This window comes from Thermus sp. LT1-2-5, assembly GCF_040363165.1.
GTDB lineage: Bacteria > Deinococcota > Deinococci > Deinococcales > Thermaceae > Thermus.
On the sequence record NZ_BSRG01000004.1, the window covers coordinates 143,698 to 158,947 of the forward strand.

The window sequence follows — 15,250 nt, forward strand, 5'->3', positions numbered from 1 at the left end:
CTTACCCTAAGCCCAAGGCGCTTTCCACCTCTGCCACCTTCTTCACCGTGCGCAGAAGGGCGTCCGGGTTGAGGCTTAGAGAGTCAATCCCCCGTTCCACCAAGAAGGCGGCGAACTCGGGGTAGTCGGAAGGGGCCTGGCCGCAGATGCCCACCGGCTTTCCCCGGGCGTGGGCTTTTTCCAGGAGGAGGGCGCAAAGGGCCTTCACCGTTTCCCGCCGTTCGTCGAAGAGGTGGGCCACCCTTTCGGAATCCCGGTCCAGGCCCAAGGCCAGCTGGGTGAGGTCGTTGGAGCCGATAGAGAAGCCGTCAAAGAGCTCGGCGAAGGCCTCGGCCTCGAGGACATTGGAAGGGATCTCCGCCATCACGTAGACGAGAAGCCCCTCCTCCCCCCGTCTTAGGCCCCCTTCCGCCATGACCTCCAAGACCTTCGCCCCCTCCTCCGGGGTGCGGCAGAAGGGCACCATGACGTGAAGGTTCTTTAGGCCCATCTCCTCCCGCACCCGCTTCACCGCGGCCACCTCCAACAGGAAGCCCTCCTTGTAGTCGGGGTGGTAGTAGCGGCTCGCCCCCCGCCAGCCCAGCATGGGGTTTTCCTCCTTGGGTTCAAAGAGGTGCCCCCCCACCAGGCGGGCGTACTCGTTGGTCTTGAAGTCGGAGAAGCGGAGGATCACGGGCCGGGGGTAAAAGGCGGCGGCGATGAGGCCGATGCCCTGGGCTAAGCGGTCCACGAAGTAGTCCCGCTTGTCGCCGTAGGCCTCGGTGAGGGCCTCCACTTCCCGTTGCACGGCAGGAGGTAAGGCCTCGAAGCGGGTGAGGGCCAGGGGGTGGATGCGCACGTGGCTAGCGAAGACGAACTCCATGCGGGCAAGCCCCACGCCGTCCGTGGGGAGGAGGCTCGCCTTCAGGGCCTCCTCCGGGGTGCCCACGTTGACCAGGATCCGGGTTTTGGTCCTGGGAAGGGCCTCGGGGCGGATCTCCTCCACCTCAAAGGGCAGGCTCCCCCGGTAGACCCGGCCCACCTCCCCCTCGGCGCAGGAAACGGTCACCGCTTCCCCCTCGGGAATGGCCCGCGTGGCTCCCACCGCCCCCACCACCGCCGGCACCCCCAGCTCCCGGGCCACGATGGCGGCGTGGGAGGTGCGCCCACCCCTTTCCGTGACGATGGCCGCCGCCTTTTTCATGATGGGTTCCCAGTCGGGGTTGGTGGTTTCCGTGACCAGGACCTCTCCTTCCTGAAAGCGGTCCATCTCCTTAGGGTCCTTGAGAATGCGGGCCCGCCCGGTGGCGATGGCCTCCCCCACCGCCAGGCCTTCCGCCAACACCTCTCCCCGCGCCAGGAGCCGAAAGACCCGAAGCACGGGGCTCTTTTGCGCATGCACCGTCTCGGGGCGGGCCTGGAGGATGAAGAGTTCCCCCGTGGGCCCGTCCTTGGCCCACTCGATGTCCATGGGGGTGGGAGCGCCCCGCTTCTTGGAATAGTGCGCCTCGATCTTCAAGGACCAGTCGGCAAGCTGTAGGGCCTCCTCGTCCTTCAGGGCGAACTGGTTTCGCAGGTAGGGGGGCGTGGGGCGGTTTTTCAGGCGGCCTTCCTTGGGGTCAAAGACCAGGGTGAGCTCCTTGGTCCCCAGGCGCTTGTACACCAGGGCCTTGTACCCCGCCTTTAGAGCCTCTTTGTGCACGTAGTAGCCGTCTGGGACCACCCGCCCCTGGACGATGTTCTCCCCCAGGCCCCAGATGGCGGTGAGGTAGACAAAGCCCCGGTGGCCCGTGTCCGGGTCCAGGGTGAAGATGACCCCGCTGGTGGCGGTGTCCGCCCGCACCATGCGCTGCACCCCCACGGAAAGGGCCACCTTCAGGTGGTCAAAGCCCATATGGGCCCGGTAGCTGATGGCCCGGGCGGTGAAGAGGCTGGCCATGGCCCGTTTCACGTGCAGGAGGAGGTCCTCCTCCCCTTGGACGTAGAGGTAGCTTTCCTGCTGCCCGGCGAAGCTGGCCGTGGGCAGGTCCTCGGCGGTGGCGCTGGAGCGCACCGCCACGGGGATCTCTTCCTCCCCCGCCTCCTCGGAAAGCTGGCGGTAGGCCAAAAGGATCTCCTCCCTAAGGTCCGGAGGATACTCCCCCTTGAGGATCAGGTTCCGGAGGTGGCGGCTTGCCCTTTGGAGGGCCTTGGGGTCTTCCACGTCCAGGTCCTTTAGCTCCTGGGCGATGGCCTCCTTCAGGCCGTTTTTCTCCAGAAAGTACCCGTAGGCCTCGCTGGTGGTGGCGAAGCCACCGGGCACCTTCACCCCCAAGGGGGAAAGCTCCCGGATCATCTCCCCCAAGGAGGCGTTCTTGCCCCCCACCAAGGGGACGTCCTCCAGGCCCACCTCGTGGAAAAACCGCACCCATCTCATGGCACCCCTCCTTTCCGCAAAACCTCCCGCAGCACCCCTTCTGCGCTTTCCCCCTCGTAGAGGGCCTCCTCCGTGAGGAAGAGGCGGTGGGGGAGGGCTAAGAAGGCAGCATCTTTGAGTTCTTTCCAGTCTACCAGGGGCTTCCCCCTCAGGTAAGCTAGGGCCTTGGCCAAGGCCAGCCAGGCCTTGGCCCCCCGGGGGGAAAGCCCCATGCGAAGCCGCTTGTCCTCCTGGGTCAAGAAGGCCACGTGGGTGATGGCCTCTAGGGCCTCCTTGGCCACCCGCACCTCCGTGGCCTCCTTTTGCCCCTGGAGGAAGTCCACCGCCTGGGGCTCGGGGAGCTTGGGCTCCTCGGTGAGGATGCGGAGCCACACCTCCCGCCTGGGGGGGCGGAAGGGAATTTTGGCGGTGAAGCGGTCCAGCTGGGCCTCGGGCAGGGGGTAGGTGCCCTCCAGCTCCAGGGGGTTTTGCGTGGCGATGACGAAGAAGGGCTCAGGCAGGGGGTGGCGCACCCCGCCTGCCGTCACGGCCCGCTCCTGCATGGCCTCGAGGAGGGCCGACTGCACCTTGGGCGGGGCCCGGTTGATCTCGTCCGCCAGCACCACCTGGGCGAAGAGGGGACCTGGTACGAAGACGAAGCTTCCCTGGCGGAAAATCTCGCTCCCGGTGAGGTCCTGGGGGAGAAGGTCGGGGGTGAACTGGATGCGCTTGTAGGAGAGGCCGCTTCCTTGGGCGAAGCTTTCCGCCAGAAGGGTTTTGCCCAGGCCCGGCGCCCCTTCCAACAGGGCGTGCCCCCGGGCCAAGAGGGTGGCCAGAAGGGCCTCGATGGCCTCCTCCTGGCCGAAGAGGGTTTGGTTCAGGGCCTCCTTGAGGCGGAAAAGCGCCTCCACTACCCCTCCTGGGCCCGGCGCTCCTGGACGATCTTCTGCGCCAGGTGCGGGGGCACCTCGGCGTAGTGGCTGAACTCCAAGGCGTAGGCCCCAGCCCCCCCGGTGAGGCTTGGCAGGGTCTTGTAATACTCCAGCACCTCGGCCAAGGGCACCTCGGCCCGCACGGCGCTCAGGGCTCCCTCCTGCTCCATGCCCAGGATGCGTCCCCTGCGGGCTTGCAGGTCGGAGAGGATGTCACCGATGCGCTCCTGGGGGGCTAGGACCTTGATCTGGTAGATGGGCTCCAAGAGGACCGGGCTCGCCTCCGCCATCACCTTTTTAAAGGCCAGGCTGGCGGCGATCTGGAAGGCCAGGTCCGAGGAGTCCACCTCGTGGTAGGAGCCGTTATAGACGATGGCCTTGAAGCCCATCACGGGGTAGCCCGCCAGGACCCCCTTCTTGGCCGCCTCGAGGATCCCCTCCTCGATGGCCTCCTGGTACTTGCTGGGGATAACCCCCCCGGTGATGCGCCACTCAAAGCTGTACTCGGGGGCGGGCTCCAACCTAAGCCACACGTCCCCGTACTGGCCGTGCCCCCCGGTCTGCTTCTTGTACTTGCCCTGGCCTTCCGCCACCTTGCGGATGGTTTCCCGGTAGGGCACCTTGGGCACGGAAAACTCCACCTCCACCCCGTAGTCCGCCAGGCGCTCCTTGGCGGTGGTGAGGTGAAGCTCCCCATGCCCCCAAAGGAGGAACTCCCCGGTTTCCTCCTGCCTTTCCAACTTGAGGCTCGGGTCCTCCTCCAGAAGCTTCCTCAGGGCCTCCCCCAGCTTGGCCTCGTCCGTGCGCCCCTTGGGGTAGAGGGCCACGGGCACGTTGGGCTCCGGCAGGCGGGCGAAGGGCACGGCCTCGCTTTCCGGCTTCTCCCCTTGCCAAAGGAGCATGCCCCGGTGCAGGGTTTCCGCCTTGGGCAAGCCCAGGATGTAGCCCGCCTCCGCCTCCTCCACCTCCAGGAGGTCCTTGCCCATGGGCACGTAAAGGTGGGGTAGGCGCACCGCCCCCGCCTCGCTTTGCAGGGTGTCCCCGGGCTTGAGCCTGCCCCGGTAGAGGCGGACATAGGCCACCTGGCCCATGAAGGGGTCCACCTGCACCTTGAAGACCTTGGCCAAGGGGGGGCCGTCCCCAAAGCGCTCCTGGGGGGAAGGGAAGGCTTCCAGGATTAGGTCCAGAAGGGGCAGGACGCCGATGCCCGTTTCCCCCGAGGCCAGGGCCACGGGGTAGAGGAGCCCCCGTCGCACCGCTTCATGAAACGCCTTTTCCAGGGCCTCCCCCGTGACCTCCTCCCCTTCCAGGTACTTCTCCAAAAGGCCCTCGTCCGTTTCCACGATGGCCTCGAGGACCTCCTGGCGGAAGCGCTCCGCCCGCGCCCTCTCCTCCTCGGGCAAGGGCACCTCCACCTCCTTGCCCCCTTCCAGGCGGTAGGCCTTGCCGTGGAAGACGTCGATAAGCCCCACCCAGCGCCCCCCCTCGTACAGGGGCAGGTCAATGGGAAGGATGGGGCCCAGGGTGGCCCGGAGGTCGTCCAGAAGGGCGTAGTAGTCCCCGCCCTTGTCCAGCTTGGTCACCACCACCATCCGGGGCAGGTCCAGGCGCTCGGCCACGGTCCAGGCCCTTTCCGTGCCCACCTGGACCCCGCTTTCTGCGGATACCGCCACCAGGGCGGCGTCCGCCGCCTCCAAGGCCCCCCGGATCTCCCCCACGAAGTCCCCGTAACCGGGGGCGTCCAGGAGGAAGATGCGGTGTTCCTTGTAGCGCAAGGGGGCTACCCCGGTGCGCACCGTGGTGCGGTGGAGCTTGGCCTCGGGGGTGTAGTCCGTGGTGGTGGTGCCCTCCTCCACCCGGCCCATCCGCTCCTTGGCCCCCGTGTGGTAGAGGAGCGCTTCCGTTAGCGTGGTCTTGCCGCTTCCCGCATGGCCCACCAGGGCGAGGGTACGGATCATGGTCCCTCCTTCTTGGTGCCCATAGTATAGGGCCAAGGAGGGGGCGATTGTCCCAAGTCCTTTACGTGCCCCGAAGGCTTCTGGAGGAAACCCGGGCCCACCTCCTGCGGGAGGCTCCCCGGGAAGGGGTGGGGCTTTGGGCGGGCGGGCGGGAGGTGGAACGGATCATCCCCCTGCCCAACGCCCACCCCCATCCCCTCACGGGCTACCTGGCGGAGCCTTTGGCCCTTCTCAAGGCCCTAAAGGAGTTGGAGGGCCAGGGCCTGAAGCTGCTTGCCATCTACCACTCCCACCCCCATGGCCCCGCCTTCCCGAGCCCCACGGACGTTCGCGAGGCCCGCTGGCGGGTGCCCTACGTCATCTTTGGCACCGACGGGGTTAGGGCCTTCCTCCTGCCCGAGGGGCAGGAGGTGGCCTTGGCGGTCCTATAATCAAAGGCATGCGTACGGCGGAGATCCGCGAGAAGTACCTTTCCTTCTTCGAGGGCAAGGGCCATCTGCGCCTGCCCTCCTTTAGCCTCATCCCCGAGAACGACCCCTCCCTCCTCTTTACCTCCGCGGGCATGGCTCCCCTGAAGCCCTACTTCCTGGGGGCCAAGCCCGTCTTCGGAGGTAAGGAGTGGCGCAGGATCACCACCTGCCAGGAATGCCTCCGGGTGGGGGACATCGAGAACGTGGGCCGCACTTCCCGGCACAACACCTACTTCGAGATGCTGGGGAACTTTTCCTTTGGGGACTACTTTAAAAAGGAGGCCATCCTCTGGGCCTGGGAGTTCCTCACGGAGCACCTGAGGTTGGACCCCAGCCGCCTCTGGGTCACGGTCTACGAGGACGATGACGAGGCCTACGCCATCTGGCGCGACCTGGTGGGGGTGCCCGAGGAAAGGATCGGCCGCTTCGGCGAGGACGAGAACTACTGGCCGGGCGGGGCCATCACCCACGGGCCCAACGGACCCTCAGGCCCTTGTTCGGAGATCTTCTACGATCGGGGCCCGGCCTTCGGTACCCCGGACGAAACCGGGCCCAACACGGGGAGCGGGGACCGTTTTGTGGAGATCTGGAACCTGGTCTTCACCCAGTACGACCGCCAAGGCCCCATCCCCGGGCCCGGCATCCTCAAGCCCCTGCCCCAAAAGAACATAGACACCGGCATGGGCCTGTACCGGGTGGCGGCCATCCTGCAGGACGTGGAGGACTTCTACCGCACCGACACCTTCTTCCCCCTCATCGAGCGGGTGGCCCTTTGGAGCGGCAAGCCTTACGAGGGGAAGGGGAGCGTGAGCCACCGGGTCATCGCCGACCACGTGCGGGCGGTGGTGGCGGCCTTGGCCGACGGGGTGACCTTCGCCAACACCGGGCGGGGCTACGTGATCCGCCGCCTCCTCCGCCGGGCCCTGAGGTACGGCTACCTTTTGGGGCTTTCCGAGCCCTTCCTCTACAAGCTCGCTCCCTTGGTGGCGGAGCTCTTGGGCGACTTCTACCCCGAGATGCGGGAAAACCTCCCCTCGGTGGAGCGGCAGATCCGCCTCGAGGAGGAGCGCTTCCTAGAAACCCTGGAAGGGGGCTTGAAGCGCCTGGACGCCCTCCTTTCCGGCCTCAAGCCCGGGGAGGTGCTTTCCGGGCAGGAGGCCTTCCGCCTTTACGATACCTACGGCTTCCCCCTGGACCTCACGGTGGAGATCGCCGCTGAACGGGGCTATGGCGTGGACACCGAGGGCTTCAAGCGGGCCCTGGAGGCGCAACAGGAGCGCTCCCGGGCGGCCATGGCCTTTGAGCGGGAGATCTTCAAGAAAAGCGCCCAGGTCCTGGAGGAGCTCTACGCCGAGCGGGGGGCCACGGAGTTTTTGGGCTACGGCGCCCTGGAGGCCGAGGCGGAGGTTTTGGCCCTTCTGGCCGGGGACCAAAGCCTTGGGGAGGCGGGGCCGGGCACCGAGGTGCAGGTGGTTCTGGACAAGACCCCCTTCTACGCCGAAGGGGGTGGGCAGATCGGGGACTTCGGCGTCTTGGAGTGGCCCGGGGGCAGGGCCCAAGTGGAAACCACCCTGAAAACGGAGCAAGGCCTTTTCCTCCACAAGGCCAGGGTGGAGGAGGGGGTTTTGCGGGTGGGGCAGAGGGTGCGGGCCCTGGTGGACCCCAAGAGGCGGGACACCGAGCGCCACCACACCGCCACCCACCTCCTCCACGCCGCCCTTAGGGCCGTCCTCGGCCCCCACGTGCGCCAGGCGGGAAGCCTGGTGGCCCCGGACCGGCTCCGCTTCGACTTCACCCACCCCGAGCCCCTGACCCCAGAGGAGCTGGAGCGCATAGAGCTCCTCATCAACCGCTGGATCATGGCGGACTTCCCCGTCACCTGGCGCTACATGCCCCTGGAGGAGGCCCGGAAGGAGGGGGCCATGGCCCTTTTCGGGGAGAAGTACGGGGAGGTGGTCCGGGTGGTGCGGGTGGAGGGAAGCCCCCTGCCGGGCCTAGAGTCCAAGGAGCTCTGCGGGGGCACCCACGTGCGCCGCACCGGGGAGATCGGGGCTTTCCTCATCGCCAAGGAGGAGGCGGTTTCCGCCGGGGTGCGCCGGATCGAGGCGGTGGCGGGGGAGGCGGCCATCCGCTTCGCCCGGGGCGCGCTAAACCGCCTTGGGGCCTTGGCGGAACGGCTTTCCGTGGGGGAAAGCGCCCTGGAGGAGCGGTTGGAAAAGCTTTTCGCCGAGCTTAAGGCCAAGGAAAGGGAGGTGGAAAGCCTCAAGGCGCGGCTGGTGCAGGCGGAGCTCAAGAAGGAGGTGGCCCTCTCGGAAAAGGGCGGTCTCCGCTACGCCGTGGTGGAGATGGCGGGGCTGGACGGGGAGGCCTTGCGCCAGGCGGCGGACGACCTGGTGGAGCGGGGGGCCGACCTCGCCTTGGTCCTCTCGGAGGGCAAGGCGGTCTTGAAGCTCTCCAAGCGGGCCCAGGAGCGGGGCCTCGAGGCGGGAAGCCTCTTCCGCGCCCTCACGGAGAGAGCGGGGGGCCGGGGGGGCGGCAAGGGGGTCTTGGCCCAGGGAGCGGGGCTGGACCCCGAAAGGGCCAAGCAGACCCTCCCCGAGCTTCTCCCGTAGAATAGCCCCATGGGTACTTGGTTCGCCCTCCTGGCGGTGGCCTTCTCCTGGGCGCTATTTGCCCTCACCTTCGCCCGGTATCGCCGGAGGCCCGCTTTGCACAACGCCCTTTACGCCTTGGGGCTTTTCCTCTTCGCCCTGGCGGTGACGGCGGAGCTTTGGGCCCGGCTTGTGGGAGCGTGGGACCCCGGGCTTTACCGCCTCTGGTACCTGGCCGGGGCCATGCACGGGGTGACCTTCTTGGGCTTGGGAAGCCTCGCCCTCCTCAACTCCAAGGCGGCCCGGGGGCTCCTCCTTTTCCTTAGCCCGTTCCTCCTTTACGGGCTCTACCTGGTGGCCTCGGCCCCCTTGGACCTAGGCGCCCTCCCCACGCCCTATGCCCCCTCGGGGAAGGCCTTCCCCGAGCCCAGCCTCACCTCCCCTAGGCTTTGGACCATCCCCTTTAACCTCCTCGGCACCCTCCTCCTGGCCGGGGTGGCCCTGTACACCACGCTCCGCTTCTGGCGGGAAAACCCCTTGCGGGCCCAGGGCACGGCCCTCATCCTCGTGGCCGCCTTGGTGCTGGCCTCCACCAGCACCCTGAACCGGCTTGGGGTGGTGGGCCTGGAGGAGCTGGGGCGGGCCCTGGGGGTGGCCCTCCTCTACTTCGGGGTGGTCCTGGCGGACCGGTCGGCCTATGCGGGTGGGCGCGCTTGACGTGGGGGAGGCCCGCATCGGCCTGGCGGTGGGGGAGGAGGGTAGCCCCTTCGCCTTCGGCCGGGGATACCTGGTGCGCCGCAGCCTGGAGGCGGACCTCGAGGCCATCTTGGACTTCGTGCGGCGGGAGGGCCTAGGGAAGCTTTTGGTGGGCCTCCCCTTGCGCACCGACCTTAAGGAAAGCGCCCAGGCCAAGCGGGTGCTTCCCCTGGTGGAGGCCCTAAGGGCGCAGGGGCTCGAGGTGGAGCTTTGGGACGAGCGCTTCACCACCAAGCTGGCCCAGCGGCGGCTGGCCCACGCCCCCAAGCGGCTACGGCGGGAGAAGGGGAAGCTGGACGAGCTGGCGGCTGTGGTCTTGCTGGAGGACTACCTTGCCCGAAGGCTCTAGGAAGTGGCTCTGGCGTGGGGTTTTAGCCCTTTTCCTCACCTTTGCCCTCCTCTTGGCCTACGCCCTTTGGCTCTTGGGACCCACGGGGAAGGAGGCGGTGGTGCGCATCCCCCGGGGGGCCAAGGGGGCGGAGGTGGCGCGGATTTTGGAGGAGGCGGGGCTCCTGCGCTCGGGCCACCTCTTTTCCGCCTATCTGCGCTTTTCGGGCCGGGAGAGGCGCTTGGTCCCGGGGGTTTACCGCCTAAGGGGGGAAGGGGCCTTCCGCCTGGCCCGCGCCCTCACCGGGGGGGAGAGGCCCTTGACCCTTACCCTCACCTTCCCCGAGGGACAAAGGGCCAAGGACTACGCCCTGAGGCTTTCCCAGGCGGGCTTGGATGGGGAGGGTTTTCTCCGCCTCGTGGAAAACCCGGGGCCCCTGAAGCCCTCCTACGTGGAGGGGAAGACCCTGGAGGGCTTTCTCTTCCCCGCCACCTACACCTTTGACCTCCTCGCCACCCCGGAGGAGGTAGTGCGGGCCCTCCTCCGCCGCTTCGAGGCGGAGCTCACCCCCCCGGTGCGGGCCCTTCTGGCGGAGCGGGACCTTTCCGTCCACGCCTGGGTGACCCTGGCCTCCATCGTGCAGGCGGAGGCGGGAAGCGAGGCGGAGATGCCCTACATCGCCGGGGTCTTCCTCAACCGCCTGGAGCGGGGCATGCCCCTTCAGGCCGACCCCACCGTGGCCTACGCCTTAGGCAAGCGCCTCCCCGAGCTTTCCCGGCCCGCGGGGGATTTCGCCGTGGACTCCCCCTACAACACCTACCGCTACCCGGGCCTTCCCCCAGGCCCCATCGGCAACCCGGGGCGGGCGGCCCTTCTCGCCGTGCTGAACCCGGTGCGCACCGACGGGAAGGGCCGCCCTTACCTCTACTTCTTCCACGCCCAAGGGAAGCTCTTCCTCAACACCGACTTCGCCGGGCACCTCCAGGACCTGGCCCGCCACCGCTACTCCTCCCCGTAGCGGAGGAGCCTTAGCTGGGCGTAGGCGAAGAGCAGGGTGAGGAGGAGGATTACCAAGGTGATGGCGGCGGCGTAGCCCAGGCGGAAGTTTTCAAACCCCGCCTCGTAAAGGTAGTAGCCCAGGACCCGGGTGGCCCCGTAGGGCCCGCCCCGGGTGAGGAGGAAGACGGCGGCGTAGGCCTGGAAGGAAAGGATGGTCCCCACCACCACCAAGAAGGCCACCGCCGGGCGCATGAGGGGGAGGACCACGTAGCGGAAGGCCTCCCCAGGACCCGCCCCGTCCACATAGGCGGCCTCCAGGAGGGTCTTGGGGATGGCCTTGAGCCTAGCCGAGGCCACCAAGACCCCGTAGCCCAGGTGCCGCCAGAGGGTGAAGAGAACCACCATGACCAGGGCCCAGAACCCCTCCCGGTCCCAGGGGGGGATGGGGAGGAACTGGGCCAGGGCGCCGTACTCCGGGGTGAAGAGGGTGTACCAGCTTAGGGTGGCCCCGCCCAGGGTGACGAGGCCGGGGAGGAAGAGGAGGCTCTTGGCCAGGCGCTCGTAGGGCATTCCTTCCAAGGCCACCGCCAGGCCCAGGGAAAGCCCCACGAAGAGGGGCAGGGCGAGGAGCATGAACTTGAGGGTGACCCAGAGGCTTCCCCAGAAGGCGGGGTCCTTGAGGAGGTCTTGGTAGTTCTTGAGCCCCACGGGCTTGGGTTCGGAAAGCCCCGACCACTCCCAGGTGGAAAAGCGGATCACGTCCAAGAAGGGGTAGAGGACGAAGACCCCCAGGGTGAGGAGGGCGGGGAGGGAGAAGAGGACTAAGGGCAGGCGGCGCACGCTAGAAGAGGTAGAGGAGGCTTAGGCGGAAGGGGAAGCGGTCCGAGGTGGCGGCCTCGAGGGCGATGGGCTCCAGGTAAAGCCTAAGCCCAAGGCCCCAGGCCAGGTGCAGCCCGCTTCCCGTCTGGTACCCAAGGCCTAAGGTGCCGGAAAGGGCCCCGCCCGGAAGCTCCAGGCTCGCCACCGGGCCCACGTGGGCCCCCAAGGGGTAGCGCAGGTCCAGCCCGAGGCCCAAGGAGGTGTAGAAGTCCCCAAGCACGAGCCCGGGGAAGAGGTTGGCCTTGAGGAGGGCGTAGACCTCGGGGTTGGGGGAAAGGAGGGCCTCGGCGTCCAAGCCGGTGTCGATGCCCAAAGGGCTGAAGGGCAGGAGGAGGCTTCCTTGCAGGTAGGCGCCCTTATCCGGGGCGTAGCCCACGCCCAGGGTGGTTTCCGGGTAGGCGGGGGCTTGGGCCAGGGCCAGGCCCAGGAGGAGGAGGGAGGCTAAAAGCCGCTTCATATCCCCTCCATCCTACCAGGTAGCATGGGCCCATGCCCGTGGCCTTTTCCGTGGAACCCAGGGAGGGCTTGGTGCCGGCCAAGGAGGTGCCCCTTCTGGTCCTGGTGGGCCTCACCGGGGTGGGGAAGAGCACCCTGGTGCAGGCCCTAAGCCTTCCTGCCCTTCCCGACCGCCGCCAGTTGGTGGACCGCTACGTCCTCCCCCGCTACGGGGCCAAGCCCCCCCTTCCCCGGGAGGAGCGCTTCCGCTACACCCGGCTGTTCCGGGAGGAGTTCCCCGGGGGGGTGGCGGAGGTCCTGGCCCGGGGGTACACCGAGCCCTACCCCCTCCTTCTCTTTGACGGCCTGCGGGGGGAGAAGGAGGTGGCCTTCGCCCTGGAGCACCTGCCTAACGCCCGCTTCGTGGTCCTCCAGGCCAGGGAGGCCACCCGGCTCAAGCGCCTCCTCGCCCGCCAGGACGCCTTTGACCGGGTGGCCCTGGAGGAGGCGGAGCTCCAGGCGCTTAAGGCGCTTGCCCAAGGGGTGCTCGCCCCGGGGGAGCTAGAGGAGGCCTTGGGGCTTGCGCCCCCGGAGGAGGTTCTCGCCAAGCTCAAGATCGTGGCGGAGGAGAAGAAGAACTACGATCCCGAGGGGCCCTTGCGCCTCTTGACGGGCCACCCCCGGGCCCTCCTCCTGGACACCGAGGCCCTTTCCCTCGAGGAGGAGGTGAGGGCGGTGCGGGCCTTCCTTCGGGACCAGGGCCTTTTAGAATGAGCCTCATGCCGACCCTAAAGGACTTCCGCCTCGTTCCCTTCCGCATCCCCTTGAAGGCTCCCTTGCGCTGGGGTAAGTCCTCGGAGATGGCGGTCTTGGAGCATGCCCTTTTGGAGGTGGAGCTCTCCGACGGCTCCCTGGGCCGGGCTGAGGTGGCCATAAGGCCCACCATCTACGGGGAAACCTTAGGCAGCGTGCAGGCGGGGCTCGCCTACCTCGCCCCCAGGCTTAAAGGCCTCGAGGCGGACGACCAGGAGGCCATCCGCGGGGTACTGGAGGCTTTCCCCTACAACTTTGGCCTCAAGGGGGCCCTGGACACCGCCATCTGGGAGGCCTGGGCCCGGAGCGAAGGGGAGGAGCTCCACCAGGTCCTCAAGCCCGCTAAGCACCGGGTGCGGGTGGCCTACATCCTGGGCCTCGGGGGGGAGGAGGAGGTCCTGGAGGACGCCCGGCTGGCCTACGAGGGGGGGGTGAGGGTCTTCAAGGTAAAGGTGGGGCTGGACCTCGAGGCCGACACCCGGCGCCTCCTCCGCCTCAAGGAGGCCTTCCCGGAGGTGGAGCTCTACGCCGACGCCAACGAGGCCCTTTCCCCCCAGGAGGCGGAGCGCTACCTCACCGCCTGGAAGGCCTTGGGCCTCCTCTACGTGGAGGAGCCCTTGCCCATAGAGGAGGTGGAGGCGAGAAGGCGCCTCAAGGAAAAAAAGATCCTCCCCCTCATCGCCGACGATTCCGCCATGACCCCAAGGGACCTCCGGCGGGAACTCCTCTTGGACACCTTTGACATCCTCAACCTCAAGCCCGCCCGCACCGGCATCACCTGGACCCTGGAGATGCTGGCCTTGGCCCGGGAGAAGGGCAAGCGGGCCATGGTGGGCAGCCAAGCCCAAAGCGCTTTTGGCGCCTACCAGTCCGCCCTCCTCGCCTTCCAGCAGGGGGTGACGGAGCCCTCGGAACTCGCCTTCCACCTGAAGGCGGAGGGCGGCTTCTTCTCCTTCCCCGCCTTCCGGGAAGGGTGGCTCTACTGGGAGGACCTGGTGGAAGGCCGCTTGGACGAGGCGGCTTTTGCCCGGTATGCCCTATAGGAGGTCTAGCGCCTCCCGGAAGTCCCGGAGCACCCCTTTGGCCCCCGCTCCCAAGAGGCTTTCCCCCTCGTGCCCCGTGAGGAGGGCGTAGGTGGGGATGCCGGCCCCCACAGCGCTCTTCACCCCGGAAGGGGAGTCCTCGAAGGCCAGGGCCTCTTCCGGGGCCACCCCCAGGCGCTCCAGGGCCACCCGGTAGGGGAGGGGGTCGGGCTTGCCCCGGCCCACCTCCTCGGCGAGGACGAGGAGGGGCGGGCGTAGCCCCAGGGCCCTTAACACGTGGCGGGCGTTTTCCCGGGGGGCGTTGCTGACCACGCCCCAAAGGAGGCCCTTAGCCTCGGCCTTGCGGAGAAGCGCGGGAAGCCCGGGGGTGGGCGCAAGGTTTTGGGCGAGCTGGCGGAAGCGGGCCTCCTTGGCCTCTATGAGCCTTTGCGCCTCTTCCCCTTCTAAGCCCAGGAGGTCTTTCACGATCTCCGGGTTGAGCCTTCCTGAAATCCTTTCCCGGTAAAAGTGGGGGTCCACCTCGAGGCCAAAGGGCCTCAAGACCTCCCGCCAGGCCACCAGGTGAAGGGGGTCGGTGTCCGCCAGGGTACCGTCCAGGTCAAAAAGGAGGGCCTTAGGCATGGACCTCCCTCCGCGCCAGGCCCTGGAGGAGGAGGAAGATCCCCGCCGCCAGGGCCAAAAGCCCCAGGGGAATCCCCCCTTGGGGCAAGAGGGCGAAGAGGGCGGGGATCAGGGTGCTCCCCGCAGCCCCCGCATACATAAGCCCCCCCAGGGCCTTGTGCCCGAAGCGGGCCTGCACCAAGGCGAAGAGGGTGGAGAAGAGGGGCCCCAGGAGGAAGCCCGTGAGGGGGAAGAGCAGGGCGGTGGGGGGGAGGAGGTTGAGGGCGAGGAGCCCCATCACCCCAAGGAGGAGGGCCTTGAGGGCCAAAAGGGGCCTTTGCGCCACCCGCTTCGCCAAGGCGAGCCTTCCCAGGGCCAAAAAGAGCCAGTAAAGGGAAAGGAGGACGCCCCCCAAGGCGGTGGGGTGGCCCAGGGCTTCCAGCCAGACCCGGTTCCAGGTGGCCAAGGAGCCTTCCAGCCCGGTGTACAGGGCCACGGCCAGGAGAAAGGGCCAAAGCCCTCCCGAGGCCTCCCCGGAGGTGCGGGCCACCGTGGGGGCCTTCCAGACCAGGAGGGCGGCGAAGAGGGCGAGAAGTCCCGCCAGGGCCAGGAAGAGGGGGTAGGGCACGAGGGTAAGGGCCAAGGGGGTGAGGACCGCCCCCAGGCCGAAGGCCACGTTCACCCGGTTTAGGAGTTCCACCCGCCTTTCGGGGAAGAGCTCCCCCACCAGGCTGTTGCCGTGGACGTTCATCGTCCCCTCCCCGAGGCCGAGGAAAAAGGCCAGGGCCACCACCCAAGCAAAGCCCGGGGCCCAGGCCACGCCGAACAGGGCGAGCCCCACCAGGCCAAGGGCCAAGGGGAAGAGGGGGTGGCGCCTTTCCCCTTGCGCCAGGCGCACCCCCAGGAGGAGGCCCACAAGGAGGGCGGTGAAGAAGAGGGAAACCTCTTCCCCCACCCCGTACCGGGCCCGCCAAAGGGGCAAGGCCGCCCCCGGCAGGGCCACGATGACCCCCACCAGGAAAAGGGCGAGGAAGGAGCCCCAGAAAAAGCGCACGTTCGCTATTCTCCCCCT

14 protein-coding genes are annotated in these 15,250 nt (G+C 67.8%); 7 read left to right on the top strand and 7 right to left on the bottom strand.

The genetic code is table 11. The features are described 5' to 3' along the window. Window position 1: 1 nt before the first annotated feature. Genes ppsA through ABXG85_RS05840 form a run of 3 tightly spaced genes read right to left on the bottom strand, consistent with a single transcriptional unit; the run spans window position 2 to window position 5,264 of the window. Window positions 2–2,395: a phosphoenolpyruvate synthase gene (gene ppsA, locus ABXG85_RS05830; protein ID WP_353512782.1), complete on the bottom strand. Its 2,394-nt coding sequence runs from the start codon at window positions 2,393–2,395 to the stop codon at window positions 2–4. Next, on the bottom strand, window positions 2,392–3,285 hold the full coding sequence (locus ABXG85_RS05835) for an AAA family ATPase (protein ID WP_353512783.1): 894 nt from the start codon (window positions 3,283–3,285) through the stop codon (window positions 2,392–2,394). The genes ppsA and ABXG85_RS05835 overlap by 4 nt, the downstream gene beginning before the upstream one ends. Continuing rightward, window positions 3,285–5,264 carry an elongation factor G gene (locus tag ABXG85_RS05840; protein WP_353512784.1) on the bottom strand — a complete coding sequence of 660 codons (1,980 nt, stop codon included), beginning with the start codon at window positions 5,262–5,264 and terminating at the stop codon, window positions 3,285–3,287. Before ABXG85_RS05840 ends, ABXG85_RS05835 begins: the two co-directional genes overlap by 1 nt. A gap of 47 nt (window positions 5,265–5,311) precedes the next feature. On the opposite strand from ABXG85_RS05840, the gene ABXG85_RS05845 reads away from it, so the two are divergent. Genes ABXG85_RS05845 through mltG form a run of 5 tightly spaced genes read left to right on the top strand, consistent with a single transcriptional unit; the run spans window position 5,312 to window position 10,427 of the window. Next, complete coding sequence (locus ABXG85_RS05845) at window positions 5,312–5,695, top strand: M67 family metallopeptidase (protein WP_353512785.1); 384 nt, start codon at window positions 5,312–5,314, stop codon at window positions 5,693–5,695. 8 nt (window positions 5,696–5,703) lie between these two features. Then, the gene (gene alaS, locus ABXG85_RS05850) at window positions 5,704–8,346 is read left to right on the top strand and encodes an alanine--tRNA ligase (RefSeq protein WP_353512786.1); all 2,643 of its coding nucleotides are present in this window, start codon (window positions 5,704–5,706) and stop codon (window positions 8,344–8,346) included. A 9-nt stretch (window positions 8,347–8,355) separates the two neighbouring features. Next, the gene (locus tag ABXG85_RS05855; RefSeq protein WP_353512787.1) at window positions 8,356–9,042 is read left to right on the top strand and encodes a hypothetical protein; all 687 of its coding nucleotides are present in this window, start codon (window positions 8,356–8,358) and stop codon (window positions 9,040–9,042) included. Further along, window positions 9,023–9,430: a Holliday junction resolvase RuvX gene (gene ruvX / locus ABXG85_RS05860; RefSeq protein WP_353512788.1), complete on the top strand. Its 408-nt coding sequence runs from the start codon at window positions 9,023–9,025 to the stop codon at window positions 9,428–9,430. Before ABXG85_RS05855 ends, ruvX begins: the two co-directional genes overlap by 20 nt. Next, complete coding sequence (mltG, locus tag ABXG85_RS05865; RefSeq protein ID WP_353512789.1) at window positions 9,414–10,427, top strand: endolytic transglycosylase MltG; 1,014 nt, start codon at window positions 9,414–9,416, stop codon at window positions 10,425–10,427. The genes ruvX and mltG overlap by 17 nt, the downstream gene beginning before the upstream one ends. Here the strand turns inward: mltG and ABXG85_RS05870 are convergent. Both ABXG85_RS05870 and ABXG85_RS05875 read right to left on the bottom strand, forming a co-directional pair. Continuing rightward, entirely contained in the window at window positions 10,412–11,248 is an 837-nt protein-coding gene (locus tag ABXG85_RS05870; protein ID WP_353512790.1) for a carbohydrate ABC transporter permease, read from the bottom strand. The two genes, mltG and ABXG85_RS05870, sit on opposite strands and share 16 nt — an antisense overlap. 1 nt (window position 11,249) lies before the next feature. Continuing rightward, the gene (locus tag ABXG85_RS05875; RefSeq protein WP_353512791.1) at window positions 11,250–11,744 is read right to left on the bottom strand and encodes a bioflim formation protein; all 495 of its coding nucleotides are present in this window, start codon (window positions 11,742–11,744) and stop codon (window positions 11,250–11,252) included. Between the two features lie 32 nt (window positions 11,745–11,776). Between ABXG85_RS05875 and ABXG85_RS05880 the strand changes: the two genes are divergently transcribed. Together ABXG85_RS05880 and ABXG85_RS05885 are read left to right on the top strand one after the other, a co-directional pair. Beyond that, window positions 11,777–12,496: a DEAD/DEAH box helicase family protein gene (locus ABXG85_RS05880; protein ID WP_353512792.1), complete on the top strand. Its 720-nt coding sequence runs from the start codon at window positions 11,777–11,779 to the stop codon at window positions 12,494–12,496. A 5-nt stretch (window positions 12,497–12,501) separates the two neighbouring features. Further along, window positions 12,502–13,578: an enolase C-terminal domain-like protein gene (locus ABXG85_RS05885; protein ID WP_353512793.1), complete on the top strand. Its 1,077-nt coding sequence runs from the start codon at window positions 12,502–12,504 to the stop codon at window positions 13,576–13,578. On the opposite strand, the gene ABXG85_RS05890 is transcribed toward ABXG85_RS05885, so the two are convergent. After that, window positions 13,573–14,199 (bottom strand): HAD family hydrolase, encoded by a 627-nt coding sequence (locus tag ABXG85_RS05890; protein ID WP_353512794.1) that lies wholly within the window; start codon window positions 14,197–14,199, stop codon window positions 13,573–13,575. The genes ABXG85_RS05885 and ABXG85_RS05890 overlap by 6 nt on opposite strands. Next, on the bottom strand, window positions 14,192–15,241 hold the full coding sequence (locus tag ABXG85_RS05895) for an MFS transporter (RefSeq protein WP_353512851.1): 1,050 nt from the start codon (window positions 15,239–15,241) through the stop codon (window positions 14,192–14,194). Before ABXG85_RS05895 ends, ABXG85_RS05890 begins: the two co-directional genes overlap by 8 nt. Window positions 15,242–15,250 lie beyond the last annotated feature (9 nt).

Coding starts and splice junctions, on each gene's coding strand:
- ABXG85_RS05855 (WP_353512787.1), top strand. CDS start 8,356: ATGGGTACTTGGTTCGCCCTCCTGGCGGTGGCCTTCTCCTGGGCGCTA.
- ABXG85_RS05885 (WP_353512793.1), top strand. CDS start 12,502: ATGCCGACCCTAAAGGACTTCCGCCTCGTTCCCTTCCGCATCCCCTTG.
- ABXG85_RS05880 (WP_353512792.1), top strand. CDS start 11,777: ATGCCCGTGGCCTTTTCCGTGGAACCCAGGGAGGGCTTGGTGCCGGCC.
- ABXG85_RS05875 (WP_353512791.1), bottom strand. CDS start 11,744: ATGAAGCGGCTTTTAGCCTCCCTCCTCCTCCTGGGCCTGGCCCTGGCC.
- ruvX (WP_353512788.1), top strand. CDS start 9,023: ATGCGGGTGGGCGCGCTTGACGTGGGGGAGGCCCGCATCGGCCTGGCG.
- alaS (WP_353512786.1), top strand. CDS start 5,704: ATGCGTACGGCGGAGATCCGCGAGAAGTACCTTTCCTTCTTCGAGGGC.
- ABXG85_RS05840 (WP_353512784.1), bottom strand. CDS start 5,264: ATGATCCGTACCCTCGCCCTGGTGGGCCATGCGGGAAGCGGCAAGACC.
- ppsA (WP_353512782.1), bottom strand. CDS start 2,395: ATGAGATGGGTGCGGTTTTTCCACGAGGTGGGCCTGGAGGACGTCCCC.
- ABXG85_RS05890 (WP_353512794.1), bottom strand. CDS start 14,199: ATGCCTAAGGCCCTCCTTTTTGACCTGGACGGTACCCTGGCGGACACC.